The organism is Mesorhizobium sp. PL10 (assembly GCF_053714315.1).
Map to the genome: position 1 here is coordinate 63,305 of NZ_JBSKBR010000002.1, position 23,077 is coordinate 86,381.

Annotated in this window: 23 protein-coding genes; 8 read left to right on the forward strand and 15 right to left on the reverse strand. The window is 63.1% G+C overall.

What is annotated here, in order from left to right:
- Positions 1-39 precede the first annotated feature (39 nt).
- The gene (locus ACWGTO_RS03955; RefSeq protein ID WP_454573563.1) at positions 40-1,458 is read right to left on the reverse strand and encodes an MmgE/PrpD family protein; all 1,419 of its coding nucleotides are present in this window, start codon (positions 1,456-1,458) and stop codon (positions 40-42) included.
- A gap of 167 nt (positions 1,459-1,625) precedes the next feature.
- On the opposite strand from ACWGTO_RS03955, the gene ACWGTO_RS03960 reads away from it, so the two are divergent.
- The 3 genes from ACWGTO_RS03960 (at position 1,626) to ACWGTO_RS03970 (ending at position 6,911) form a co-directional block, all read left to right on the forward strand.
- Positions 1,626-2,513, forward strand: a complete 888-nt coding sequence (locus ACWGTO_RS03960) for a LysR substrate-binding domain-containing protein (protein WP_454573564.1) — start codon at positions 1,626-1,628, stop codon at positions 2,511-2,513.
- Between the two features lie 195 nt (positions 2,514-2,708).
- Positions 2,709-4,367, forward strand: a complete 1,659-nt coding sequence (locus tag ACWGTO_RS03965) for an ABC transporter substrate-binding protein (RefSeq protein ID WP_454573565.1) — start codon at positions 2,709-2,711, stop codon at positions 4,365-4,367.
- 123 nt (positions 4,368-4,490) lie between these two features.
- Positions 4,491-6,911, forward strand: a complete 2,421-nt coding sequence (locus ACWGTO_RS03970) for a GcvT family protein (protein ID WP_454573566.1) — start codon at positions 4,491-4,493, stop codon at positions 6,909-6,911.
- A gap of 26 nt (positions 6,912-6,937) precedes the next feature.
- Here ACWGTO_RS03970 and ACWGTO_RS03975 read toward each other — a convergent pair whose 3' ends face one another.
- Positions 6,938-7,843, reverse strand: coding sequence for an allantoinase PuuE (locus ACWGTO_RS03975; protein WP_454573567.1), 906 nt, complete (start codon positions 7,841-7,843; stop codon positions 6,938-6,940).
- A gap of 20 nt (positions 7,844-7,863) precedes the next feature.
- Positions 7,864-8,940 (reverse strand): pyridoxal phosphate-dependent aminotransferase, encoded by a 1,077-nt coding sequence (locus tag ACWGTO_RS03980; protein ID WP_454573568.1) that lies wholly within the window; start codon positions 8,938-8,940, stop codon positions 7,864-7,866.
- A 15-nt stretch (positions 8,941-8,955) separates the two neighbouring features.
- Between ACWGTO_RS03980 and ACWGTO_RS03985 the strand changes: the two genes are divergently transcribed.
- Positions 8,956-9,117, forward strand: a complete 162-nt coding sequence (locus ACWGTO_RS03985; RefSeq protein ID WP_454573569.1) for a hypothetical protein — start codon at positions 8,956-8,958, stop codon at positions 9,115-9,117.
- A 48-nt stretch (positions 9,118-9,165) separates the two neighbouring features.
- Entirely contained in the window at positions 9,166-10,113 is a 948-nt protein-coding gene (locus tag ACWGTO_RS03990; protein ID WP_454573570.1) for a LysR family transcriptional regulator, read from the forward strand.
- On the opposite strand, the gene ACWGTO_RS03995 is transcribed toward ACWGTO_RS03990, so the two are convergent.
- The 3 genes from ACWGTO_RS03995 to ACWGTO_RS04005 all read right to left on the reverse strand — a co-directional run bounded on the left by ACWGTO_RS03995 (position 10,064) and on the right by ACWGTO_RS04005 (position 12,238).
- Positions 10,064-10,801 carry an SDR family oxidoreductase gene (locus ACWGTO_RS03995; RefSeq protein ID WP_454573571.1) on the reverse strand — a complete coding sequence of 246 codons (738 nt, stop codon included), beginning with the start codon at positions 10,799-10,801 and terminating at the stop codon, positions 10,064-10,066. The genes ACWGTO_RS03990 and ACWGTO_RS03995 overlap by 50 nt on opposite strands.
- Positions 10,802-10,954: 153 nt before the next feature.
- Complete coding sequence (locus ACWGTO_RS04000) at positions 10,955-11,563, reverse strand: NAD(P)-dependent oxidoreductase (protein WP_454573572.1); 609 nt, start codon at positions 11,561-11,563, stop codon at positions 10,955-10,957.
- Positions 11,564-11,599: 36 nt separating this feature from the next.
- Complete coding sequence (locus ACWGTO_RS04005; protein WP_454573573.1) at positions 11,600-12,238, reverse strand: DsbA family protein; 639 nt, start codon at positions 12,236-12,238, stop codon at positions 11,600-11,602.
- Between the two features lie 102 nt (positions 12,239-12,340).
- Between ACWGTO_RS04005 and ACWGTO_RS04010 the strand changes: the two genes are divergently transcribed.
- The 3 genes from ACWGTO_RS04010 to ACWGTO_RS04020 all read left to right on the forward strand — a co-directional run bounded on the left by ACWGTO_RS04010 (position 12,341) and on the right by ACWGTO_RS04020 (position 14,028).
- The gene (locus ACWGTO_RS04010) at positions 12,341-13,258 is read left to right on the forward strand and encodes a LysR family transcriptional regulator (protein WP_454573574.1); all 918 of its coding nucleotides are present in this window, start codon (positions 12,341-12,343) and stop codon (positions 13,256-13,258) included.
- A gap of 90 nt (positions 13,259-13,348) precedes the next feature.
- Entirely contained in the window at positions 13,349-13,624 is a 276-nt protein-coding gene (locus ACWGTO_RS04015) for a hypothetical protein (RefSeq protein WP_454573575.1), read from the forward strand.
- Positions 13,625-13,689: 65 nt separating this feature from the next.
- Entirely contained in the window at positions 13,690-14,028 is a 339-nt protein-coding gene (locus ACWGTO_RS04020; RefSeq protein WP_454573576.1) for a hypothetical protein, read from the forward strand.
- A gap of 63 nt (positions 14,029-14,091) precedes the next feature.
- Here ACWGTO_RS04020 and ACWGTO_RS04025 read toward each other — a convergent pair whose 3' ends face one another.
- The 9 genes from ACWGTO_RS04025 to ACWGTO_RS04065 all read right to left on the reverse strand — a co-directional run bounded on the left by ACWGTO_RS04025 (position 14,092) and on the right by ACWGTO_RS04065 (position 22,925).
- Positions 14,092-15,114: an ROK family protein gene (locus ACWGTO_RS04025; RefSeq protein ID WP_454573577.1), complete on the reverse strand. Its 1,023-nt coding sequence runs from the start codon at positions 15,112-15,114 to the stop codon at positions 14,092-14,094.
- Positions 15,114-15,839 (reverse strand): ribulose-phosphate 3-epimerase, encoded by a 726-nt coding sequence (locus ACWGTO_RS04030; RefSeq protein WP_454573578.1) that lies wholly within the window; start codon positions 15,837-15,839, stop codon positions 15,114-15,116. Before ACWGTO_RS04030 ends, ACWGTO_RS04025 begins: the two co-directional genes overlap by 1 nt.
- A 4-nt stretch (positions 15,840-15,843) precedes the next feature.
- Positions 15,844-16,665, reverse strand: coding sequence for a sugar phosphate isomerase/epimerase family protein (locus ACWGTO_RS04035; RefSeq protein WP_454573579.1), 822 nt, complete (start codon positions 16,663-16,665; stop codon positions 15,844-15,846).
- Positions 16,666-16,699: 34 nt separating this feature from the next.
- A complete protein-coding gene (locus ACWGTO_RS04040; RefSeq protein WP_454573580.1) occupies positions 16,700-17,542 on the reverse strand; it encodes a carbohydrate ABC transporter permease in 843 nt (280 codons plus the stop codon).
- Positions 17,543-17,547: 5 nt separating this feature from the next.
- A complete protein-coding gene (locus ACWGTO_RS04045; protein ID WP_454573960.1) occupies positions 17,548-18,444 on the reverse strand; it encodes a carbohydrate ABC transporter permease in 897 nt (298 codons plus the stop codon).
- A gap of 138 nt (positions 18,445-18,582) precedes the next feature.
- Positions 18,583-19,830 (reverse strand): ABC transporter substrate-binding protein, encoded by a 1,248-nt coding sequence (locus ACWGTO_RS04050; RefSeq protein WP_454573581.1) that lies wholly within the window; start codon positions 19,828-19,830, stop codon positions 18,583-18,585.
- Between the two features lie 108 nt (positions 19,831-19,938).
- Positions 19,939-21,084: an ABC transporter ATP-binding protein gene (locus ACWGTO_RS04055; RefSeq protein WP_454573582.1), complete on the reverse strand. Its 1,146-nt coding sequence runs from the start codon at positions 21,082-21,084 to the stop codon at positions 19,939-19,941.
- An 86-nt stretch (positions 21,085-21,170) separates the two neighbouring features.
- Positions 21,171-22,121: a PfkB family carbohydrate kinase gene (locus ACWGTO_RS04060; RefSeq protein WP_454573583.1), complete on the reverse strand. Its 951-nt coding sequence runs from the start codon at positions 22,119-22,121 to the stop codon at positions 21,171-21,173.
- Positions 22,122-22,124: 3 nt separating this feature from the next.
- Positions 22,125-22,925 (reverse strand): aldolase, encoded by an 801-nt coding sequence (locus tag ACWGTO_RS04065; protein ID WP_454573584.1) that lies wholly within the window; start codon positions 22,923-22,925, stop codon positions 22,125-22,127.
- Positions 22,926-23,077: the final 152 nt, after the last annotated feature.

The following is a 23,077-nucleotide window of genomic DNA, read 5'->3' on the forward strand; positions in this document are numbered from 1 at the left end:
CATACCCACCCCGCGATCTGCCAGAGGCGGCATGTCAGTCTACCACGCCGGCCGCTGGAGGATCTTGCTGATCACCGGAGGATCGTAGAGCAGGGTGCAGAGATCGGAAAAGCGGCTGTCCGGGTCGGTCAGCGACAGGATGGCGTCGCGGATGGCCATAGCGCGGCCTCGTCCGAGCACGGGTGTCGCGAACTCCAGATATTTGGCTTCGATCTCATTTGGCGTCAGCGGCGCTTCGGGTCCGCCACGTGCGTGGACGTCGCCCGAAGTCAGCACCCGGCCGTCGGTGGTGGTGATGGCGACATCGGCCCAGCGGCCTGCCGGAAAGCGGGCGCTGTGGCGCTCCTGCTTCGACACGCTGATGCGGCCGAGCAACTCGGCAACGGCGGCGTCCTCAAGCCCGGCGCCGGAAATGTGCTCCAGCCCGATGCGGCCATGCAGGATGAAGGTCGCGACGGCAAAGCGCAGGCTGTACTGAGCCTTCGACGTCGTGTCCGGCATGCCGTCGAACAGCGTCGCGGCATGGTGGAAACTGTTGACCTGCACATGGCCGATATCGGCCGGCGTCAGGTGATGCGAAAGCACCAGTCCGCGCGTCGCGTCGATCGCTGCATGCGCCCAGCGGCAGATCGGGTACGGCTTCACATATTGGTGCAGCGCCTGCCAGAAGCTGCCGAGATCCTGCCAATGCATTGCGACTTCAGGTGCCTCGACGGTGATGGCCGGTGCGCCGGTGAAGCCGCGTTCGGCGAGCGCCGCCGCCGACAGGCCGGTCAGCGCGCCGATGCCCGACCCGTCATGCAGCATCGTCGGCGTGGCGATCTCGCGCATCATCTGACTGCGCGGGCCGTGATACTCGGCAATACCCAGCGCCTCGCGCAACTGCCCGTCGCTCAGCCGGCGCAGACGCGCCGCCACGGCGGCGACGCCCAGCGCATTCCATGCGCCTGACGTATGGTAGTCCGACACCGTCGCATGCAGTGCGATGCCGGCGCGTCCGGCGACCTCGTAGCCGACGACCAGGGCTGCCAGTGCGTCAGGGCCGCTAAGCTCCGGAAGCTGTTCGGCCAGCGCCGCCAGCGCCGGCACCACCACCACGCCGATATGGCCCTTGGTCGGGCTGTAGCCGTCGTGACCGTCGAGATTGTCGATCTGTGTTGCCGCCGCATAAGCCGCACCCGCCACTGAGGCGCGGCGGCCGTCGAAGAGCATGCGTGCGGAATGCTTCGGGTCGTTCGAATTGTAGAGCAGGGTGGCCGTATCACGGGCGATGCGTCCGGCCTCCATCGGCCCCGCGGCAATCGCAATTCCAATCGTGTCGAGCAAGAGGTAGCGGGCCTGTTCCAGCACCGCCTGAGGGAAGACCGATGCCGGCCGGCGTAAGACGAAGTCGGCCAGGCGAACGGCAGTTTCAGCGCTCGCATCCGGCCCTTCACGGCGATGGGGCGACACAGCCACTTCTTCACTCCCTCTGTCGTCACGACATCATTAATTTGGGTCCATCGTGCTTTCACGCAATTAGTTCAGCGGCTTTGGCCAAAAATATCTATGCCATGTCGCTTGCGTGCAATTGAACGCCGGCGCCTCCATGGTCTACCTATTCTGGCACAGCGCAGGAGCCGGAGATGAAGCCACCCCCGCCTTTGAACTATATCAGATCGTTCGAGAGCTCGGCCCGGCATCTGAGTTTCACCATGGCCGCCAAGGAGCTTGGCTACACGCAGGCCGCGGTCAGCACCCATGTCCGCTCGCTCGAACATTACATCGGCCGGCAATTGTTCATCCGCTATCCGCGCAGCCTCAAGCTGACCGAGATGGGCGAAGCGTTCCTGCCGACTCTGCGCCAGGCGCTCGACCAGATCGACCAGGCGACGGAGGCGATCGTGACCTCCTCGCGCAACCGCACCGTGGTCGTCTCCTGTCCGATGAGCCTGGCGGAGAACTGGTTGGCCGGCTGCATGGCCGCCTTCCGCAAGAAGCATCCCGAAATCGAGATCGTACTGCATGGCACGATCTGGGAGGACCTCAGCGAACAGATCGCCGACATCACCATTTCGACGCGGCGCTTCGACGATCGCCCGCCCGCAGGCATCCCGCTCTGGAATGACGAGCTGGTGCTTCTGTGCGCCCCGTCGCTGCTCGAAGGCGGGTACGCCGTCAAGGTACCGGAGGATATCCTCAAGGTGGACCGGATCTTCGTGCACGGCCGTCAGGAATACTGGCAGGTCGTTGCCACCGCACTTGGCGTCGACATGCAGGATTACGACAAGGGCCTGTCGACCAACGCTTCCAACATCGCGCTCGAACTCGCCGCCATGGGTGCCGGCCTCGTCGCCACCCAGCGCTCGCTCGCCCACGCCTATCTCAGGCGCGGACTGCTCGTAGAACCGTTTGCGGTCCGGCCGCCAAGCCCTTGGAATTACTACCTGACCGAGACCCATATCTCCAAGGGCAACATCGCTCGCACGGTGCGCGAATGGATCATGGCGAGGGCGCAGGAAGACAGCGCCTGACGAGTATTCGCCTGCGCTTCCCTGCCTCCGCACAAAAAATTTTGACACGCCAATGGCATTGTTTTTTTAGGTCTAGCAGGCCGAATTTCAGCGGTTTGTGAGGGCTCAAGCCCTTCCGGGATTTTTGCATCGCCTCTAACATTCCCCGCGTAATGGGGAATGAACGGGCGGAAAGCCCAAACCGGAGAAGCAACAATGGCACTTTTCAGGAGCAACGGTGACCGCGTCCCGGCGGTCATCGAAAGCTACGCAGATGAAGTCAGAAGCGGCAGGATGGACCGCCGCGAATTCCTTGCCATGGCGAGCGCGATGGGCGCCTCGACGGCGTTTGCCTATGCAATGGCCGGCCTCCCCGCGCCGGCCGAAGCTGCTGCAATGGAGCCCGGCAAGAAGGGCGGTATCCTCAAGATGCAGATGATCATCAAGGACATGAAGGATCCGCGCACATGGGATTGGTCGGAAATGGCCAATGTGCTGCGCCAGTGCAACGACTACATGATCCGCTATACCCAGGACTTCACCTTCGAGGGCCATCTCATCGAAAGCTGGGAGGTCAGCGACGACGCCACCGAATACACGCTGCATGTGCGCAAGGGCGTGAAGTGGTCGAACGGCGACGAGCTTAATGCCGACGACATCGTCTTCAACATCGAGCGCTGGTGCGACAAGGCGGCCGAGGGCAATTCGATGGCCGGCCGCATGGCCACGCTGATCGATCCTGCCACCAAAAAGGCAATCGCCGGCGCCATCACCAAGGTCGACGATCACACGGTGAAGCTGAAATGCGGCCAGTCCGACGTCACCATCATTCCCGGCTTCGCCGACTATCCCGCCATCATCGTCCACCGCGACTTCGACAAGAACGGCGCCGACATGACCAAGACGCCCGGCACCGGCCCGTATGAACTGATCTCCTACAAGGTCGGCGACTCGGCGTCGGTGCGGCGCCGCAAGGACTTCACCTGGTTTGGCGGCGAAACCTATCTCGATGGTGTCGACTGGACCGACTACGGCACCGACGCTTCAAACCCGGCCATCGCCAGCGCCTTCGAAGCCGGCGAGATCGACTGCAACTATCAGACCGTTGGCGGCACGGTGGACCTCTATCACGGCATGGGTCTGGTCAAGGAATCCGTCGTCACCGCCGGAACGATCGTGCTGCGCACCAACGTGACCAACAAACCCTATGACGACAAAAGGGTGCGCAACGCCATCCAGCTTGCGGTCGACAATGAGACGGTGCTGAAGCTTGGCTATAGTGGTCTCGGCCAGGTCGCCGAAAACCACCATGTCTGCTCGATTCATCCGGAATATTACGAACTGCCAAAAGTATCGCGCGACCTGGCGAAGGCCAAGGCGCTGATGACCGAGGCCGGCCAGATGGATCATGAATTCGAACTCATCTCCTACGATTCGGACTATGTGAAGGACCCGGCCGACGTCGTTGCCGCGCAAATGCGCGAGGCCGGCTTCAAGGTGAAGCGGACGATCATTCCGGGAACGTCGTTCTGGAACGACTGGACCAAATATCCGTGGTCGACCACCGAATGGGGCATGCGTCCGCTCGGCGTACAGGTGCTGGCGCTCGCCTATCGCAGCGGCGAAGCCTGGAATGAGTCGGCCTATGCCAATCCGGAGTTCGACAAGAAGCTCAATGCTGCACTCGCCATCGCCGATACGGCCAAGCGCAAGGAGTTGATGAAGGATGTCGAGCTCATCCTGCAGGACTCTGGCGTGCTGGTTCAGGCATTCTGGCGCTCGCTCTACCGTCATCACGCCACCTATGTGAAAAACCTCAAGATGCATCAGACGTTCGAGCTGCAACTCGAGAAGGTCTGGCTCGATAAGGCCTGAACCGTAAGCATCCAGGGGGCGGCCAGATCGCCCCTTGGAGTTTCGCCACGGCGACGAGACCGAATTCATCGACCAGAAGCACACAACAAGACACGTCGCCGAGCAAAGGGAAGAAACTTCGATATGCGCACCCATGCACAAGCCGTTGTCATCGGCGGCGGCCTGATCGGCTGCTCGATCCTTTATCACCTGGCCAAGCATGGCTGGTCCGATGTCGTCCTGCTCGAGCGCGACGAGCTGACCTCCGGCTCGACCTGGCACGCGGCCGCCAACATCCATGGCCTGCATGACTCGACCAACATCAGCCGCCTGCAGCACTACACCATGGCGCTCTACAAGGAACTGGAGACCGAGACCGGCCAGGGGTGCGGCATCTTCCAGCCGGGCTCGCTCTATCTGGCCCAGACGGATGCGCGCGAACACCAGCTGCGGCTGCAGGAAGCCAAGGCGCGGCGCTATAAGATGAACTTTTACGAAGTCGGCCGCGACGAGGCGGAGCGGCTGCATCCGCTGGTCGATTTCGACGGCATACGCTGCATCATGTACGAGCCTGAAGGCGGCAATGTCGATCCGTCCGGCGTCACCGCCGCCTATGCCGCCGGCGCGCGCCAGCGCGGCGCCGAGATCCATCGCTTCACCCCGGTTGTCGCCACCGAAGCGCAGCCTGACGGCAGCTGGATCGTGCGCACGCCCAAGGGCGAGATCCGCACGCAATGGGTGGTCAACGCCGCCGGCCTGTGGGGCCGCGAGGTCGCCGCCATGGCCGGCCTGCAATTGCCCCTGATCCCGACCGAGCATCAGTACTTCGTCACCGAGACCATCCCTGAAATCGCTGCCATGGGCCGCCGGCTGCCTTCGGTAGCCGACCGCGACGGCGAATATTATCTGCGCCAGGAAGGGCTCGGCCTGCTCATCGGCGCCTATGAGCGCAACATGAAATTCTGGGCCGAGGACGGCACGCCGCTCGACTTCGGCCACGAACTGTTTCCCGACGATCTCGACCGCATCGAGGACAATATGATGCGCGCCATTGCGCGTGTGCCGGCGGTCGGCAAAGCGGGCGTCAAGCGCGTCATCAACGGCCCGATGATCTGGTCGCCCGACAGCGCCGTGCTGTTTGGCCCGGCGCCGGAATTGCGGAACTATTTCTGCTGCAACGGCATCATCCCCGGCTTCTCGCAATCCGGCGGCATGGGCAAGCTGGCGGCCGAGTGGATGATCGAAGGCGAACCGTCGCTCGACATGTTCGCCTGGGACATGGCGCGCTTCGGCCATTGGGCCGGCAAAGCCTTCACCAAGGCCCGCGTGCAGGACCAGTACAGCCACCGATTCAAGATCCATTTCCCCAATGAGGAGCGCGCTGCCGGGCGCCCGGTCCGCACCCGCCCTGCCTACGAGATGCAGAAGCAGATGGGCGCGGTCTTCGGTCTCAACTTCGGCTGGGAGCATCCGCTGTGGTTCGCCGCCGAGGGCGAGCCGCGCGAGGAGACGAACGGCTTCACCAGGCAGAACTGGTGGGGCCCGGTCGGCCGTGAGGCTCGCATGCTGCGCGAGCATGCGGGCATCATCGACGTCTCGAACTTCGCCAAATACGAGGTCAAAGGGCCGGGCGCCGAGGCCTGGCTGAATTCGCTGTTCGCCAACCGCATACCGGCCGAAATCGGCCGCTCCTGTCTGACGCCACTGATCGGCAAGCGCGGCGGCATCGCCGGCGACTTTACCGTGACGAAACTTGGCCAAGACGAGTTCATGGTGTTCGGCTCCGGCATGGCCGAGCGTTTCCATCAACGGTTCTTCAAGGCCGTTCCTTTGCCCGAAGGCACGACATTCCGCTCGCGTACGGAGGAAATGGCAGGCTTTAACGTCGCCGGTCCGAAGTCGCGCGAGTTGCTGCAGCGGCTGACCAATGCCGACCTGTCGACTGAGACATTTCCGTTCATGCGCTCGCGCCGGATCACGGTTGGCGGCGTCGATGTGGTGGCATTGCGCGTCTCCTTTACCGGCGATCTCGGCTGGGAGCTCTATTGCCCCGCCGCCAACCAGATCGAACTCTACAGCGCGCTGCTCAAGGCTGGCTCAGAGGTCGGCGCCGGCCCGGTCGGCTCGCGCGCGCTGATGTCGCTGCGCGTCGAAAAAGGCTATGGCAGCTGGAGTCGCGAATACTCGCCCGAATACTGGCCGCAGGAGGTCAAGTTCGATCGCCTGGTCAAGATGGACAAGGGCGACTTCCTCAACCGCGACGCCTATGCGGCAATCGCCGACAAGCCGGCGCGCGATCAACTGATCATGCTGTCGATATCAGCCAACGATGCCGACGCCACCGGCGGCGAGCCGATCTTCCTGCCCGACGGCACGCCGATCGGCCAGGTCTCGTCAGGCGCCTACGGTTACTTCGTCGAGCAGTCGCTGGCGCTCGGCTATGTCAAGGCGGGCTCCGCCAAGGCAGGCGACAAGGTGTCGGTGGCGATCCTCGGCAGGCCGCACGACGCAGTGTTGCTGAGCGAACCGCCCTTCGACCCCGAAGGCAAGCGGCTGCGGGCGTAAGCAGGCGATTAGACCGGAGCGACGGCTCAGCCGCCGAAGCGGTCGAGCCAGTGTTGCGCGAGGTCCGATCGGCGGCAGATCCAGATGTCGGGATTGGCTTTGATCTTGTCGAGGAAGCGGGCGAGCCCGATCATGCGGCCGGGCCGTGCGGCCAGCCGGCAGTGCAGCGACACCGTCATCATGCGCGGTGTCGTCCGGCCCTCGGCCAATAGCCAGTCCACCCCGTCGCTGACATAGTCGAAGAACTGGCTGCCGGTCTCCAGGCCCGAGCCGCGCGAAAAACGGCTGTCATTGTTGTCGAACGAATGCGGCACCACCAGATGCCGCTTGCCATCGACGTCGACGAAATAGGGCAGGTCGTCATTGTAGTCGTCGCAGTCGAACAGGAAGCCGCCATGCTCCACCACCAGCCGCCTTGTGTTGAGGCTGGGCCTGCCGGTGTACCAGCCGAGCGGGTGGATACCGGTGATCTGCTTCACCGTGTCGACGGTCATGGCGATGTGCTTGCGTTCCTCCTCCTCGCTCAGCGGCGCATAGTCGATCCAGCGCCAGCCATGGCAGACGATGTCGCTGCCGAGCTCCGCAATCGCCTTGCCGGCGGCCGGGTTGAGTTCCAGCGCCCTTCCGACGACGTAGAAAGTCGGAACGATGCCCTTGTCCTTGAACAGCGAGGCGAGCCGCCAGACGCCGACGCGCGAGCCATATTCGTAGAGCGATTCCATGTTGCGGTTGCGCAAGCCGGGTACCGCTGGAGATACGGCAAGATCCGACAGGATCGTCTCGGAAACACGGTCGCCCTCGTCGATGCTGTATTCAGCGCCTTCCTCGTAGTTGACGACGATGTTGAGCGCCAGCTTGGCGCCACCGGGCCACGCTGCGGCAGGCGGGTTTTCGCCATAGCCGATGAAGTCACGGGCCGGCAGATATGCCATCGTTTAGATCTCCTCGAATCTCATCGCAAAGTGCCGCCGCGCAGGTCGGTCAGAATGCGCAGCACCCGGTCCATCATGTCCTGCGGGCCGACCGTTGCGCGCAGGCAATCGGTCAGGCCGTAGCCGCCGAGGCTGCGCACGATGATGCCGGCGCCGCGCAAGGCGGCGTCTGCAGCCGCCGCTGTGGCCGTGTCGGCGAAGCGGATCAGCACAAAATTCGTCCGGCTTTCGGGAACGCCGTAGCCGGCTGCTCTCAGATCCTGCGCAAAGCGGTCGCGGATCGCGGCCGTGCGCCCCACTGTCTCGCGCATATAGGCCTGGTCGTCGATTGCCGCGACAGCCATTGCGAGGCTTGGCGTGGTGACCTGGTTGGAGTTCTGCAGCTTGCGGATTTCGGCCGCGACATCAGGCGGAAACAATCCCCAGCCGACCCGCGCGCCGGCCAGCCCATAGGCTTTGGAAAGGCTGCGCAACACGACGGTATCGCCGCGCGCGACCAGCGCAAAGACGGGCTGCGGATCCTGGTCGTCGAACTCGCCATAGGCCTGGTCGATCACCAACAGCACGTCGCCGCGCAAGGCGGCGCGCAGGCGCAGCAGTTCGGAATTGCGGATGCAGGTGCCGGTCGGATTGCCGGGATTGCAGACGAAGACGATCCGCGTCGCCGGCGTGACGGCGGCGAGAATGCTGTCGACGGACACGACGAAGTCGCGCTCCGCCGCCTTCACGTAGGCAGCACCAACACGCGAGGCGGCGGAGGCCGCGAAATTATAGGAATAGGCGGTGGCGAGCACTTCGTCGCCTGGGCCGGCAAATGCCGCGATGGTGCAGCTGATCAGGTCCATCGAACCGGCGCCGCACAGGATCAGCCCGCGTTCGACGCCATAAGCTTGCGCGATCGTTTCGCGCAGCCTGGTCCAATCCGGATCGGGATAGAGATGGCTGCGCGCGATCGCGTCCTGGCCAGCGGCGATCGCGTTGGGGCTTGGCGGGAAGGCGCTCTCGTTCTGGGCAAGCGTCGGCCGGTCATTGCCGCCGAAGTTCGCCAGCGCGAAGGCCGACATCGCCTCGATATGGGCGGCGGCCTTCAGCGGCATATCAGAACAATCCTGATGACGCTCATTTCCCCCGAACTGCCTCCGTCGGACCGGCTTTCGAGCAAGCTACAAGCCGCCGGCCTGTTCACAAGCAAAAACTCGCCGCGCAATGGCCGCGAAATTCTGGCCCTTCGCTTCCATGGCATCGAATGGAATCGGCTTCGCGGTTGCAAATGAATCAACCAGGACCGAAATATCGGGACTGAGACCAGATCTGGAAACGGTATGCATCCAAGATTGCTCAAGACGTTCCTCGCCGTGGCGCGGCACCGCAACATCACCCGCGCAGCGCGGGAGGCTCATCTGGCGCAGTCGAGCGTCAGCGACCAGATCCAGTCGCTGGAAAGCGAACTCGGCGTTGCCGTCTTCATCCGCTCGCGCAACGGCCTCGATCTGACGGCGGCCGGCGACGCGCTGAAACCCTATGCCGACGAGATTCTGCAACTGGCGGACGAGGCGCGAATTGCTGTCGAGGCAATGACGGGAACGACCGCCGCGACGGTGACGGTCGGCGCGCTGGAGACGATCGCCGCGGTGAAACTTCCGCAATGGCTGGCGGCCTTTCAGGGCGATCATCCGGAGATCCGTCTGCGGCTGAAAATCGCCGGCAGCGATGCTCTGCTGCGGCAGCTCGAAGAGGGCGAGATCGACGTGGCCTTCTGTTTCGACAAAGGTGGGATGGAAAGCGGCGGGCTTGACGAACGTCTGGTCAGGCGAACGATATCGGCCGAGCCGCTGGTCCTTGTCGCGTCCGCCGAGAATGCGGCCGCAGCGACGCAAGGCGACTTGGCCGCGCTCGCCGCGATGCGTTTCGTTGTGACGGAAACCGGATGCGTCTACCGGCATCTGTTCGACACCGCGTTTGCCGAGACAGCAGCGCCAAAACTTGCCGCCGAAGTCGGCAGCATCGGCGCCATTGCAGGCCTCGTGGCGAGCGGTGCCGGCATGGGCCTGGTGCCGCGGCTTGCGGTCGCCGATGCGCTCGATCGCGGCGAGATCGTTGAACTGCCGTGGCCGGGTTCGGTCCGTACAGCGTCGCTGGCCATGATCTGGCGCCGCCGCCGGGTGCAGCAGCCGGCGCTGAAACTGCTGCTGGCGGCCGCCGCCGAGACTTTCGCGCCGGTCAGATCAGCCGGTGACCGCCCTCGACATGCAGAACCGTTCCTGTCGTAAAGCCGTTGCCCATCAGAAAGGTGATGGCGTCGGCAATGTCGTCCGGTTGTCCGACACGTCCGACCGGCAGCCGCCTGGCCATTGCATCAAGCGTCTCGTCCTTCTTGTCGCCGGCAACGAAGTGCCAGATCGGCGTGTCGACCCAGCCTGGCGAGACGGCGTTGACGCGGATCGGCGCCAGTTCCACCGCCAGCGCCCGCACCAGCCCTTCCAGCGCTGCATTGACAGCGGCGACGACCGAGCCGCGCGCCGCCGGCCGATAGGCGGCAATGCCGGAGGTGAAGGTGATGGAACCGTTGGTCGAAAGCTGCGGCGCGCCATGCTTGGCCAGCAGCAGCGGCCCGTAGAATTTGCTTCCGACAACCCGCTGCGCCGCCTTCAGGTCGACCGAAGGCAGCAATTCATAGACGCCTTCGATGTCGGCCGCGGTGCTGACGATGTGATCGATGCGGCCCACCTGCCTGAACAAATGCGCGACCTGATCCTCATGCGCAATATCGACCGCTGCCACCGTCACTGCCTCCGGTTGCAGCAACGCCTCGCGGGCGCGCTCCAGCCGGTCGGCGTTGCGCCCGACGATGATGATTTCCGCACCGGCTGTGAGGCAGCGTCGTGCCAGCGCCAGGCCCATCCCGGATCCGCCACCGACGATGACGATTTTTGATTTCGCGATTTCCATGTCTGCCATGTTTTCCGTTCCTGAACTCACTGGCTGTGACCTCGCAGACCGACGCGAAAAGCGGAAACGGAAGAAAACGATAGCGCCATCGGAAGCTCCGATGGCGCTATCGTCGATGGGACGCGAGCCACTCCGTCGAGTGGCTCCTATGCACCAGTGCGATCAGTAGCCGACCGTGAAGCGCTGGCGGATATGCGCCGGCGTTTCGATCTCGTCGGCCATCACGATGGCATAGTCCTCGAAGGAAATGCTGCTGCCCTTGTCTGACGTAAGCAGCGCGTCCTTGCCGATGCGGTATTTGCCGGTGCGCTCGCCGGCAACGAACAGCGCCGACGGCGACAGCAAGGTCCAGTCGAGATCGTTGACCGTACGCAGCGTGTCGAGGAAGTCGGCACCCTTCTGCGCCTCGGCCTTGTAGATATCAGGGAATGTCGGTGTATCGACCAGGCGCTTGCCCGGCGCGACTTCCAGGCTGCCGGCGCCGCCGACGACGAGGTAGCGCTTTACGCCGGAAGCACGCACCGCCGCGATCAGCGTGTCGGGGTCGCTGTCGAGGAAATGCACCGAGGAGATCACCGCGTCATGGCCCTTGATCAAGGCGGCAAGGCCGTCTTTGTCGAAGACGTCACCCTTCTTGGCGATTACGCCCGGAAGAGCCGCGATCTTCTCCGGGTTGCGGGCAATGGCGGTAATGGCGTAGCCGCGGTTGGAGAGTTCCTTCAGCAGGCGTGAGCCGACCTGGCCGGACGCGCCGATGAGTGCGATTTTCATGGGGATTTTCCTTTCGTTGGGGAGGATGTTTTCAGGTCACGCCGCCTGGATATGGGCGACGAGATTGTCGTAGCTGCCGAACAGCGCATTGGCGTCGATCAGGCGGGGCGCCGAAGGGCCGACCACCGCGAGCGCCGGCACGCCATTGGCGTTGAGCCGCTGGAACAGCGACCGGCCGCGCCCTAAAAGATCGCGATACGCCGTCATCAATGCGTCGGTCGGCGCCTTCAGCAGCGCGGCTGCATCGCTCATCCCGGCATCGGTCAGCACCGTGGCGACGCCTTCGACCGTGACGATATCGCGGCCATCGACGTAGCGGGCGCGCTGGATCGCCTTGAGCGCGGCCAGCCGCCGGCGCGGCTCATCGAGACCTGCCGCAACAATGCCGAGCGTGGCGGCGCTGGAATCGAGCAAGGTGCCGCTGACATTGAGCACTTTGTCGAGATAGGCCTGGGTGAAACGCTGTCCGCTCAGCCTCTCGATGCGTTGATCGTTCGACCAGGCGTGGGCGGCAAGGCCTGCATCCAGCGGCCGTGCGCCCGTGCCGGAAAACAGCCCGGTCGGCACAAGCTCGAGTGCAATACCGCTGTCGGACAGCCTGTCCAGCATCGGCGTGGCGCCATAGCACCAGCCGCAGAGCGGATCGAAAAGATAGGTCACGGTTGCGTCGGTCATGGCAAGCCTCATTGGTTGCCGGATAAATGGCAGTCCGGTAGCTTGCGAAAAATACCGATCAATCATACAAACTGTATGATCTGATCAGACAATGAGATGCTTGTGACCGAGCTTCTGAACCTCAACCGGCTCGTCTACTTCACCACCGTGGTCGAGACAGGCTCGTTCACGGCGGCCGCCGACCGGCTCGATGTCGCCAAGGCTGTGGTCAGTCATCAGGTCGGCAAGCTTGAGCAGGAGCTTGGCGCGACGCTGCTGCGGCGCACGACAAGGCGTGTTGCGCCGACGGAGGAGGGGCGCCTGTTCTACGACCGGGCGGCCATCATCCTGCGCGAGGCCGAAGCCGCCTATGGCGACATCTCGCAGAGCGCCTTGAAGCCAACCGGGATGCTGCGGCTGACGGCGCCGCTGGACTATGGCGAGAAGGTCGTGGCGCCGACCATCGCCGCCTATCTCAAAAAATACCCGAAAATGCGGGTCGAGACGATTTTCGACGACGCCGTCAGCAATCTGGTCGACGAGCAGATCGACCTCGGCATCCGCGTCGGCTGGCTGGCCGATTCCAGCAATCTGGCGCGGCGGCTGGGAAACCTGCAGCAATTCGTCGTCGCCAGCCCGGAGCTCGCCGCCAGACTGCCGAAGGACGCCAGCCCCAGGCTGGCAAAGTCGTTGCCCTGGGTAGGGAATGCACAATTGCGCGGCGTCGGCCAGTGGCTGTTTTCGAAGGGCCAAGAAACGGTGCTGGCCGAACTCAATCCAGTGGTCAGCTGCGACAAGACACCGGGCGTGCTGTCCTGCGTGCTGGCCGGCATCGGGCTCGGCATCTTCCCCGACTACAGCGTTGCCGACGACATAGCGCGGGGCCGGCTTGTGCGGGTGTTCGCGGGTTGGAGCCTGCCGTCCGGCGGCATTCATGCCGTCTTTCCGCCGGCGCGCTTCAGACCGGCCAAGGTGCGCGCCTTTGTCGACCTGCTGGTGGCGGCTGAAAGGCGGCGCGCGCAAAGCGTCGTTGCGGACTGATTTCGATGCTGGTCTGGGCGATCAGGGAACCTTTGTTCGGCCGGTGCTTTTGGATATGCTGCGATTTTGAACCGTCAGAAGGGTATGCCGATGACCACCAAGATGTTCGCGACCTGCGCGCTCGTTCTCGCTGTGGGCTGCAGCCTGGCCACAACGGCCATCGCCAAGGAAAAGCATCGTCATCGTCAGCCGGAGCCAGAACGCTACGTTCCCGCCCATCGCGACCTCCTCTACGCCCTGTTCGGCGGCCCGCGCTACTATGACAAAATGCTGATCACCACGGCGGCCGGCGCCTGCTCCTATGACCGGATCGGCCCGGACGCGAATGCGTTGAACAAGATCAACGACCACCATTGCGGGAAGTAGGCGCGACGACGGCGGTGTCTTCGGTCTTTGGCCTGCAACGCTAGTTGGCCTGGTGGGTTATTTCGATGACGTTCGCCGATCAACACTGGTCTTCGTCCGAAAAGAAGGTCGCCCGCAGCGCCTATGATGCGGCACTGAAGGTGGCGCTCGACAAGACGATGGCCGATCTGAAAAGCAAGGTCGGCACAGCGACGACGCCGTCCGAGATGTGGGAAGTCGAAGACTTTTTGCGGCAACAGCGACGCAAGCTCGACCAGCTCTTCGACTATCGCTACTCCCAGCTTATAGAGGTCTTCGCCAGTCTCATCAGGCAAGGTTATCTCGAAGAGAATCTCCTTGTGGGCTTGTCGGAAGACAAGCGGCAGATGATCCGAAAGTACTCTGCCTGGAGCGCAGAAGAGTAGGCATCCAGCCCACCGGAGCGCAAAGCGCCACCATAGGATTTGCGCGCGCCGCGCAGTTTGAGCTCAGCTATGGCTTGCCTCCCTGGCATCGGCGGTCGCGCCGCTGTCGTCCTGCGCCATCGCCAGTGGCAAACCGGGTTCGCCTTCCCACAGGATCAGGCTGGCGGCGCCGATCAGCCCTGCGCGGTCGCCAAGCTCGGCCTGCACGATCGGCACGTCGCGGTAGGCCGGCATCGCCCGCTGCTGGACGACCGCCGCGATCGATGGCGCCAGCAGATCGAAACCGTTGGACAAACCGCCGCCCATCACGATCAGATCGGGCGAATAGAGGTGCAAAAGATTGGTGAAACCTATGCCCAGCCATTTGGCTTCCGCCTCGATCAGGTCGAGAGCGTCGGCGTCGGCGGCCCGCGAGGCGTCGACGACATGCCTGGCAGAGACGTCGCCGTCATTCGACAGGCGCCGCAGCAGCGAGCCGTCGCCCGGCGCGGTCAGCCGCGTGGCGCGGCGTCCGAGCGCGGTTCCCGAAGCCACGGCCTCGAAGCAGCCGATGGCGCCGCAAAAGCAGCGGTCGCCTTCACCGGTGATGGTCATGTGGCCGATCTCGGCCGCCAGTCCGCGCCTGCCGTGATAGATGTGGCCGTCTGCGACGACGCCGCCGCCAATACCGGTCGACACGGTGACGAACACCAGCGATCCGCTGCCGCGTCCGGCACCGAAGCGCCATTCGCCGAGCGCTGCCGCATTGGCGTCGTTCTCCAGCCGCACCGGCAGGCCGAAATGCTGCCCCAATATCTCGATCAGCGGCACGTCGTGCCAGCCGGCCAGCGTCGGCGGCGCAATCACGATCCCCGCCTTTGGGTCGAGCGGGCCGGGCGCGCCGACGCCGATGCCGGCAATTTCGGCCTGCGGCTGCTGCGCCATGAGATCGCCGGCGAGCGCGATGATCTGGCCGATCACCGCCTCGGATCCCGCGCCGGCAAGCGTCGGCGCCGAGGCATGAGCTACAATACGGCCATCGCTTTCGACCAGCGCGCCGCGCAGCGCCGTGCCGCCGAGATCAAAGGCGAGCGCAAGCTTGCTCATCAGGCGGCAACCTCCAGCCCGCCCAACCAGGCCATGCGCTGGGCAAGGTCGGGGTCGCCGAAGGCGAGCGATCCCAGCACCACGGTTTCCGCACCGGCGGCGCGCAGCAGCGGCACGGTCTCGTGGCGGATGCCACCATCGGCGGCAAGCACGATGTCGGCTTCACGGCCGGCTTTGCGCATCAGCGCGCGCGCCTCGATCAGGCGTGGGCACGCCTGCTCCGACAGGCTCTGGCCCTTGACGCCGATCGAGGTGCCGAGCAGCGTCACGAACGCCACCTTCGGCAGAAAGGGCGCGACAGCCGCGACCGGCGTTTCCAGCCGCAGGACCACGCCGGCTTCGGCGCCGAGTTCATGCGCCAGCCGCACGGCGCGCAGACCGGCTTCGCCATTTTCGGCATGGACGCTGATCAGATCGGCGCCGGCCTCGATGAACTGCCGCGTCTGTGCCTCGACGATCTCGGCCTCGACCATCAGATGCACATGAATGGGCTTCGCGGTCAGCTTTGCGATGCGCACCACCAGATCCGGAAAGAACAGGAAGCCAGGAGTGAAGCGGGCGTCGGCGACATCGATATGGTGCATGTCGGCATGGGCTTCGATGCGTTTGAGGTCGCGCTCCATATTGGCGAGGTCAGCCGACCACAGCGAGAACTCGCCGATCAGCCGGTTGCGCGGCAAGGCGGCGATTGCGGCAGGGCCGGACAGGGATTTGCTCGTTGTCATCGTCTCAGGCTCCGTAGCCGCGCATGGTCTGGCGGTTGGTCTTGACTCCTTTGGCCGGATCGGCGGCCGCGGTCTCGGATTCCTCCTCCAGCACCAGCCAGCCGTTGAAGTTGGGTGCGGCGCTGGCGATCTCGATTACCTTCGCCGTATCGCAGACGCCCTTGCCGAGCATCGCCCATGTGCCGCTGGCATCGACATCCTTCAGGTGCACATAGCGGATGCGGTCACGATAGGTGGTGAGCGTGTCGGCCATGTCCTGACCGCCGCGCAAGATGTGGCCGGTATCAGGCACCCAGCCGGCCAGCGACGCGTCGATCAGGCCAAAGATGCGGTCATAGTCGGCGCGATCGAACAGCAGCGTGTTGTGATGCGAGCTCGGATGCACGGCGACCTGGACACCTGCCTTGCGGCCGATCTCGCCGGCTCTGTTGTAGACCTCGGCGGAGATGGCGAACTTGTCGTCGCGCGGGCCGTCCGAGACGACGGTGGCCGAGCCCATCGACACCAGCGCCCCGGGAAAGGCGGCGGCGAAATCGATCCAGCGTTTCGCTGTCTCGAGGTCGGCGCCGATCTGATCCTGCAGCGTAAACCCGCTCTTCGAGCCGAAGGCGAAGGACACCAGCGTCAGCCCGGATGATTTCAGCGCGACGGCGAACTCGGCCGGCTTGCCGGCATAGCGGCCGATCATCGTGTCGGTGATCTCGATGCCGGCGTAGCCGCCATCGGCGATCGCCTTCAACAGATCGTCGGGACCGCCGGCAAAACGGTCTCCGAGCATTTCCCAGGTAAAGGTCTGGCAACCGACTTTCAGGTCTTTCACGATCATCCTTTCATTCCTTGATACTGCTCCGTGGAACATCCTACTTGACCGAGCCCGCGGTCATGCCGGCGAGGAAGAACCTCTGGGCAACGAGGTAGATAACCAAGAGCGGTAGCGAGCCGAGCACGCTCATCGCCATCATCTGGTTCCATTCGAAGGCGTGCTGCCCCATCAACAGCTGGATGCCGATTGGGACGGTTCGCATGGACGTCGACTTCGTCAGCGTCAGCGCAAAAAGAAACTCGTTCCAGCACAACAGGAATGTGTAGACCGACGTCGCCACGATGCCAGGCAGTGAAATCGGGACGATCACCCGCCAAAGCGCTGTCCAACTGGTGCCGCCGTCGACCGCCACCGCTTCATCGAGATCGCGGGGCAAGGTGTTCAGATATCCCGTCATCAGCAGGATCGCGTAGGGCAGCGTAAACACCAGGTAAGTCAGGATCAGTGCGACATAGGTGTCGAAGATGCCATAGGAGACGACAAGGCCGAAGAAGGGGATCAGAAGCGTGATCGGCGGTATCGTCTGCGTGCTGATGATGAGCGTGTTCAGGCTGCCCTTGCCGCGGAAATTGAAGCGGCTGAAGCCATAGGCCGCCAGCAAGGCGATCAGCACCGTCAGCACGGTCACCACTCCCGCCACGAAGTAGCTGTTGAAGAAGAAGCGCAGCTTTACCGGATCGCCGAAGATGGCGGCATAAGCCTCCAGCGTGAAGGCCTTCGGCAGGATGGTTGGCGGCAGGGCAAAGATTTCGGTGTTCGATTTGAACGAGCTGCTCAGCATCCAGTAGATCGGGAAGGCCGCGAAGAACAGCCCTGCCGCAAGAGCGACATGCAGCGCGACGGTGATCAGCTTGTCCTTGCCAGAGTTTCGTTTCCTCATGGTGACTACCGAGCCTTCTGATGACGAATGTAGAAAAGTGTCAGGGCGAGAGTGAGCAGCAGGATGACCACAGCGCTCGCCGACGCCTGCGACAGGTTGTAGCTCGAAAATGCCAGCTTGTAGGTGTAGGTGCTCAGGACCTCGGTCGAGTAGATCGGGCCGCCGCCGGTCGTTATCCAGATCAATGGAAAGACCTGCATCGTCCAGATGAAGTCGAGCAGCGAGATGCTGATAATGATCGGCATCAACTGCGGGATGGTGATGAAGATCAGCTTCTGGTAGGCCTTCGCCCCGTCGATGTCGGCGGCCTCGTAGAAATCCTTGGGAATGCCCTGCAGGCCTGCGAGCAGGCTGACCATGAAAAGCGGGTAGCCCGCCCAGATATTGGCGAAGGTGACGGCGTGCAGCGCGGTCTCGGGCGAGGAAAACCACTCGACCTTGGAGCCAATAATGCCCACCTGCATGAGAATGCTATTGACGACACCGTTCGGCTCAAGCAGGAGGCGCCAGATCACGGCGATGATCACCGCCGTGAACAGCCAGGGCAGTATGTAGAGCACGCGCAAAATGTTGCGCAGCGTCGGATTGATGCGGTCGCTGTTCAGCATGAGTGCGAAGACCATGCCAATGGTCATATGGAAAACGACACTCATGCATGTGAAGTAGAGCGTGTGCCACAGCGAGGCCCAGAACACCGGATCGTCGAAGATGGCCTGGTAGTGTTTCAGCCCGGCAAAGGATGGGTCACGACGCAGAACCGCGCTGTTCTGGAACGAGTAGCCAATCACCGTCACCATGGGCAGCAACATCAGAAGGCCGATGATGACGAGCGAGGGCGACAAATAGAGATAGGGTGCGATCGCTCGTTTCAGTCTATGGTGGGAGCGCTTCTGCCGGGTCATGTTGCCAACCATGGATACGCCTTCAAGAGAAGGTGAGCTTCAAAAACAGGGCCATCTCAAATTGCCATCCGTTGTTGCCGGGTGGCCTGCCCGAAGTCAGGCCACCCGGCCGAAGATAGCAAACGGTAAACAGGCCGATCAGAATTTCGCCATCCAGCCCTTTTGCGCGACAGCGGCCGCCTCCTCCGGCGTTTGCTCACCCGCAAGCATCTTTTGAGCCTGCACGTCGAACTGGGTCATCAGGTCTTCAGCCACCGGCAGGCCCGTGAACTCGTTGGCGAGATAGCCGGTCTTGAAGATTTCGAAAGCCTTGCCGAAAGCCTTGTCCGACGTCACGAAGTCGGGCTTGGCGTTGACGTTGCCCGGGAAGGCGTTTGCGAGTGATACGAGCTTGGCGTTCACCTTTTCACTCATCAGATACTGGACGAGCTTCCAGGCCTCTTCCTGATGTTTCGAGGCGGCAGAGATGCCGATGCCCCAGGAAGCATAGGGAAGACCCCGCTTGCCGGTATAGTTTTCCACGACCGGGACCGGGATGAGGTCAAAGTTCAGCTTGGGATTGCGTTTGCGGATGAGGTTCACATGCGCGAGCGAGTCGATCATCATCCCGACGCGATCGTTGACGAATTCCTCGACCTTTTCCTGTTCGGTCTTGGTGGCGATGCCGGGCGAGATGGTGCCGGCGTCGTTGAGCGATTTGACGAAGGTCAACATATCCACCACCGGCTTGCCCTCGAGGTCGGGCTTGCCGTTCGCCATCATCGACTGACCCGAAGCCCAGACCCACGACATCATGTCGTTCTGGACACCGGATGGCGTCTGCAGCGACAGGGGCAGCACCCAGCCATACTGGTTCTTGTCGGCGTGCGTCATCTTCTTGGCGGCTTCGAGGAACTCCGCGCGGGTCGACGGCAGCTTGGTCACGCCGGCCTGGGCAGCGAGGTCCAAATTCACGAAGACCGGATAGACGAACGAAGCCACGGGAAACATCACCGCCTTGCCGTCCACCTTGATGATATCGGCGACTTGGGCTTTATCGAACTTGCCCGCATCCATCATCGGGTTCATGTCGGCGAGCGCACCCTGCGCATTCAGATTGTTCACCCACGCGCCGTCGAGACCGACGACATCGCTGAGCGTCCCCGTTGCAGCGCCAACCGAGATCTGGTCTCGCGTGGTCGCGTAAGGGCCGCTGACCAGCGTCACCTTGATTCCGGGGTTTGCGGCCTCGAAGTCATCCATGATTGCCCTGAGCGAGCCGGCCGGCAATTCTGGCTCCCACCATTGCGTGAATTCCAGCGTCGTGTCCGCCATGGCGCCGGTTGCGCCAAGCAACCATGCGGCCGCTGCAATTTTCAGCATCGTGGGCTTTATACGAAACGTCATGTTCTCCTCCTTCTTTAGGACCGGCCGCACAATGCGGACGATCGTCTGGTTTATTCAGTTTTCTTACGCAGGCGCCTCACCCTCGCCTGAGGGTCTTGCCGCGGGTCTTCAGATCGCCAGATGCGTCTCGGGATCGAAGAAATGGAGCTTGGTATCATCCAGGGCCAACCGGATTTCCGAGCCGGAGTGGACGGTGCTGATGGGTTCGAATCTCGCCACCGCGTTAGACGCCAGGCCGAAATCCTGCGCCGCGTCCGGGTCGCCGGAGTCCACCCGGACCGCGTCGATGTTCAGATGGACGATGTGTTCGGACCCGAGTTCTTCGATCGAGGTTACCTTTGCCGGTATCGTCTGATACTTGCGGCCGGACTCGAGGCTGCTGTCATAGAGATGCTCCGGTCTGATCCCGTATGCGACCTTGCGCCCTGCATATGACCTCAAGCCCGGCCTGCGCACGAAGGCGGCATCCTGAAGCCGGATGGCGAAGGCGTCGGAGATCAGTTCGTCGCCCGTCAGTGTCGCCTCAAAAAGGTTCATCGAAGGAGACCCGATGAACCCGGCAACGAAAGCGTTCACCGGCGACGCGTAGAGCTTCTTGGGCGTGTCGACCTGCTGCAGCACGCCGCCTTTCAACACCGCGACCCTGTCCCCCATCGTCATCGCTTCGATTTGGTCGTGGGTCACATATATGGTCGTGACACCGAGCTGCTTTTGCAGGCTGGTGATTTCGGCGCGCATTTGAACGCGTAGTTTCGCATCCAGGTTGGAAAGGGGTTCGTCCATGAGAAAGGCGGCCGGCTCGCGCACCATGGCGCGGCCCATGGCAACCCGTTGACGCTGTCCGCCTGAAAGGTTTGCGGGTTTGCTGTCCAGCAAAGACGTCAGCTGAAGGGTTTTGGCGATCTCGTCCACGCGCTTCTTGCGCTCGGCTTTCGGCTTGCCTGCCAGCCGCATCGAAAAGGCGATATTTTCGAAGACCGTCATATGCGGGTAGAGCGCGTAGCTTTGGAAGACCATCGCGATGTCGCGGTCCTTGGGCGGCATGTCGACGACGTCGATTCCGCCGATCCGAAGGCTGCCGCTGGAAATGTCCTCCAATCCCGCGATCATTCGCAACGCGGTGGATTTACCGCAGCCGGACGGCCCGACGAGAATCAAGAACTCACCGTCCTCGACCGATAGGTTCAATTGGTCGATTGCGCGAAAATTGTTCCCGTAGGTCTTGCATATATTCTCAAGAATGACTTCTGCCATCTTCCTCCCTCCACAAGTCTAAGCCACTGTTTGTTCTGATTATTCTCGGCTGCGTTCACTTGCGATATTTCCTCGGATAGTTCAGGCTATGTTCCGGTATCGAGTTGCGCATATTTCAGCTCGACAGCCGACGGAGCGTTCGCCGATGCCAGGAGTTCGGTGACCTGGTCGTCGGTCGGAAGCGCCTCGCGCCCGCCCCGTCCCGTTATCGAAAGAGCCGCGGCCCCGGCCGCGAATGCCACCCGGCCTGCGGTGTCGGCTCCGCGCGTCAACGCATGGGCATAGGCGCCATGAAAGCAGTCACCGGCGCCGGTCGAGTCGACGACGGCTACCCGGTGCGGAGGCAGGTGCCAGAGCCCTGTCTCGTCGCGTCCGCGATAATAGACACCCCTGCCGCCGTCCGTCAGAACCACGGCGGACCGCGACGGCAACCACAATGCATCGAGTATCTCGGCCGGCGATCGGCGGCCCGTGGCGGTCCGCGCAAAGCCGAGGGGAAGAATGAGATGGTCGCAGAGCGAGATCAGTCTTTCGGTGGCTGGGCCGCTGCTCCATTCGACGTCGCCGAGGATCGCGAGCCCGAGATCGCGAGCCCGAGCCACGACATCCAGCGACCGGATCGCGTAGCTATCGACGATCAGGACTGTCGCGCGACTGAGGATATCGTCCGGAAAGTCCGGAGCGGTGCCCAGCATCGCATCGTCGTCATACGCGATGAACCGTTCCCCGTCCGAGCCGACGGTGATCCGCGAGCGCACCGGGCGCGCATCGGCGTGGCGCGGCGCGAACGCGGTTTCAACGCCGCTCGCAACGAGATCGCACAGCACGGCGTCGTCGGCGGCGCTGCCCAGCCATCCGACGAAGCCGGCGCTTCCGCCGAGCCGCACGACGGCGGCCAGCGCCGTCGCCACATTTCCCCCGAAAGCACGGGCACTTTGCAGAACCTTCCCCTTGCCCGCCGACAACGGCTGATCGACATAGACGATGTCGTCGATCGCGATAGCTCCGAAGCCGAGGATTGAAGGGACGGTGGGCATCGTTCAGGCACCCGCCTTCGCCAGCGCGTCCTGCGCCGAAAGGCCGTCATGGATGACGCCTCGAAAGGCAAGCGCCGCCTTCTCCGGATCGCCATGCCCCCAGAGATTGCGGCCCACCACGGCGCCGCGCGCGCCGGCACGGATGGCGTCCGCCGTTTGCTGAAGCGCGCCGAGCAGCGTGTCGGTCTTCGGACCACCGGCGATCACGACCGGCACCGGGCAGGTTCGAACGGTCTCACGGAACGACTCGAAATCGCCCGTGTAGCCGATCTTGATCACGTCGACGCCGGACTCGTAGCCGACGCGCGCCGCATAGGCGATCTCGTCGGGGGTGAAGACGATTTTTGCTCCGTCGGTGAAATCGCGAGGGTAGATATGCGCCACCACCGGCATGCCGTAGCGGGCCGCCGCATTCACGGAATCGGTCAGCCAGCGTATGTACTTACCCTCGGTCGCGCCGCGCACCGGAATGGCCACCGCCAGCGCATCGGCCCCCGCGCGTACCGCATCCTCGGGCGTTGCAATCAACTCACTGATGCGATCGTCCGGGGTGAAGCAGCCCGCCTGGATCACCAGGGAAGCCTTGCCTGCATATTGCGGCCACAGATGGCGCGCGGTGCCGGGCTGGATGCTGACATAGTCGGGTTTGCCAACCATGACGCGCGCAAGCGCGCCCGGCAGGTCGGCAAGGCCGCCTTTTCGCACGTCGCCATAGCCGACGAAGTGGTCGACCGCACCGCCAAAAAGGTTCCCCGATGGATGTGAGAAGAGGCGCGCAAGGCGCACCTTGGTTCCGAGGCTCATGACTGCAAAATTCTCCAATCGATTGGTTTCGAAATCTAAAACCCAGTGTTTGCGAAAGAAACCACAAAAGCAATCTTTCGAAAGCTTTCGAATTTGCGTATTTTTGGTAGAGTGAGCCGAGGCCAGGGCGATCGCCTGGCGCATGGAGGCAA

Coding starts and splice junctions, on each gene's coding strand:
- ACWGTO_RS03960 (WP_454573564.1), top strand. CDS start 1,626: ATGAAGCCACCCCCGCCTTTGAACTATATCAGATCGTTCGAGAGCTCG.
- ACWGTO_RS03965 (WP_454573565.1), top strand. CDS start 2,709: ATGGCACTTTTCAGGAGCAACGGTGACCGCGTCCCGGCGGTCATCGAA.
- ACWGTO_RS03970 (WP_454573566.1), top strand. CDS start 4,491: ATGCGCACCCATGCACAAGCCGTTGTCATCGGCGGCGGCCTGATCGGC.
- ACWGTO_RS03975 (WP_454573567.1), bottom strand. CDS start 7,843: ATGGCATATCTGCCGGCCCGTGACTTCATCGGCTATGGCGAAAACCCG.
- ACWGTO_RS03980 (WP_454573568.1), bottom strand. CDS start 8,940: ATGCCGCTGAAGGCCGCCGCCCATATCGAGGCGATGTCGGCCTTCGCG.
- ACWGTO_RS03985 (WP_454573569.1), top strand. CDS start 8,956: ATGACGCTCATTTCCCCCGAACTGCCTCCGTCGGACCGGCTTTCGAGC.
- ACWGTO_RS03990 (WP_454573570.1), top strand. CDS start 9,166: ATGCATCCAAGATTGCTCAAGACGTTCCTCGCCGTGGCGCGGCACCGC.
- ACWGTO_RS03995 (WP_454573571.1), bottom strand. CDS start 10,801: ATGGCAGACATGGAAATCGCGAAATCAAAAATCGTCATCGTCGGTGGC.
- ACWGTO_RS04000 (WP_454573572.1), bottom strand. CDS start 11,563: ATGAAAATCGCACTCATCGGCGCGTCCGGCCAGGTCGGCTCACGCCTG.
- ACWGTO_RS04005 (WP_454573573.1), bottom strand. CDS start 12,238: ATGACCGACGCAACCGTGACCTATCTTTTCGATCCGCTCTGCGGCTGG.
- ACWGTO_RS04015 (WP_454573575.1), top strand. CDS start 13,349: ATGACCACCAAGATGTTCGCGACCTGCGCGCTCGTTCTCGCTGTGGGC.
- ACWGTO_RS04020 (WP_454573576.1), top strand. CDS start 13,690: ATGACGTTCGCCGATCAACACTGGTCTTCGTCCGAAAAGAAGGTCGCC.
- ACWGTO_RS04025 (WP_454573577.1), bottom strand. CDS start 15,114: ATGAGCAAGCTTGCGCTCGCCTTTGATCTCGGCGGCACGGCGCTGCGC.
- ACWGTO_RS04030 (WP_454573578.1), bottom strand. CDS start 15,839: ATGACAACGAGCAAATCCCTGTCCGGCCCTGCCGCAATCGCCGCCTTG.
- ACWGTO_RS04035 (WP_454573579.1), bottom strand. CDS start 16,665: ATGATCGTGAAAGACCTGAAAGTCGGTTGCCAGACCTTTACCTGGGAA.
- ACWGTO_RS04040 (WP_454573580.1), bottom strand. CDS start 17,542: ATGAGGAAACGAAACTCTGGCAAGGACAAGCTGATCACCGTCGCGCTG.
- ACWGTO_RS04045 (WP_454573960.1), bottom strand. CDS start 18,444: ATGACCCGGCAGAAGCGCTCCCACCATAGACTGAAACGAGCGATCGCA.
- ACWGTO_RS04050 (WP_454573581.1), bottom strand. CDS start 19,830: ATGACGTTTCGTATAAAGCCCACGATGCTGAAAATTGCAGCGGCCGCA.
- ACWGTO_RS04055 (WP_454573582.1), bottom strand. CDS start 21,084: ATGGCAGAAGTCATTCTTGAGAATATATGCAAGACCTACGGGAACAAT.
- ACWGTO_RS04060 (WP_454573583.1), bottom strand. CDS start 22,121: ATGCCCACCGTCCCTTCAATCCTCGGCTTCGGAGCTATCGCGATCGAC.
- ACWGTO_RS04065 (WP_454573584.1), bottom strand. CDS start 22,925: ATGAGCCTCGGAACCAAGGTGCGCCTTGCGCGCCTCTTCTCACATCCA.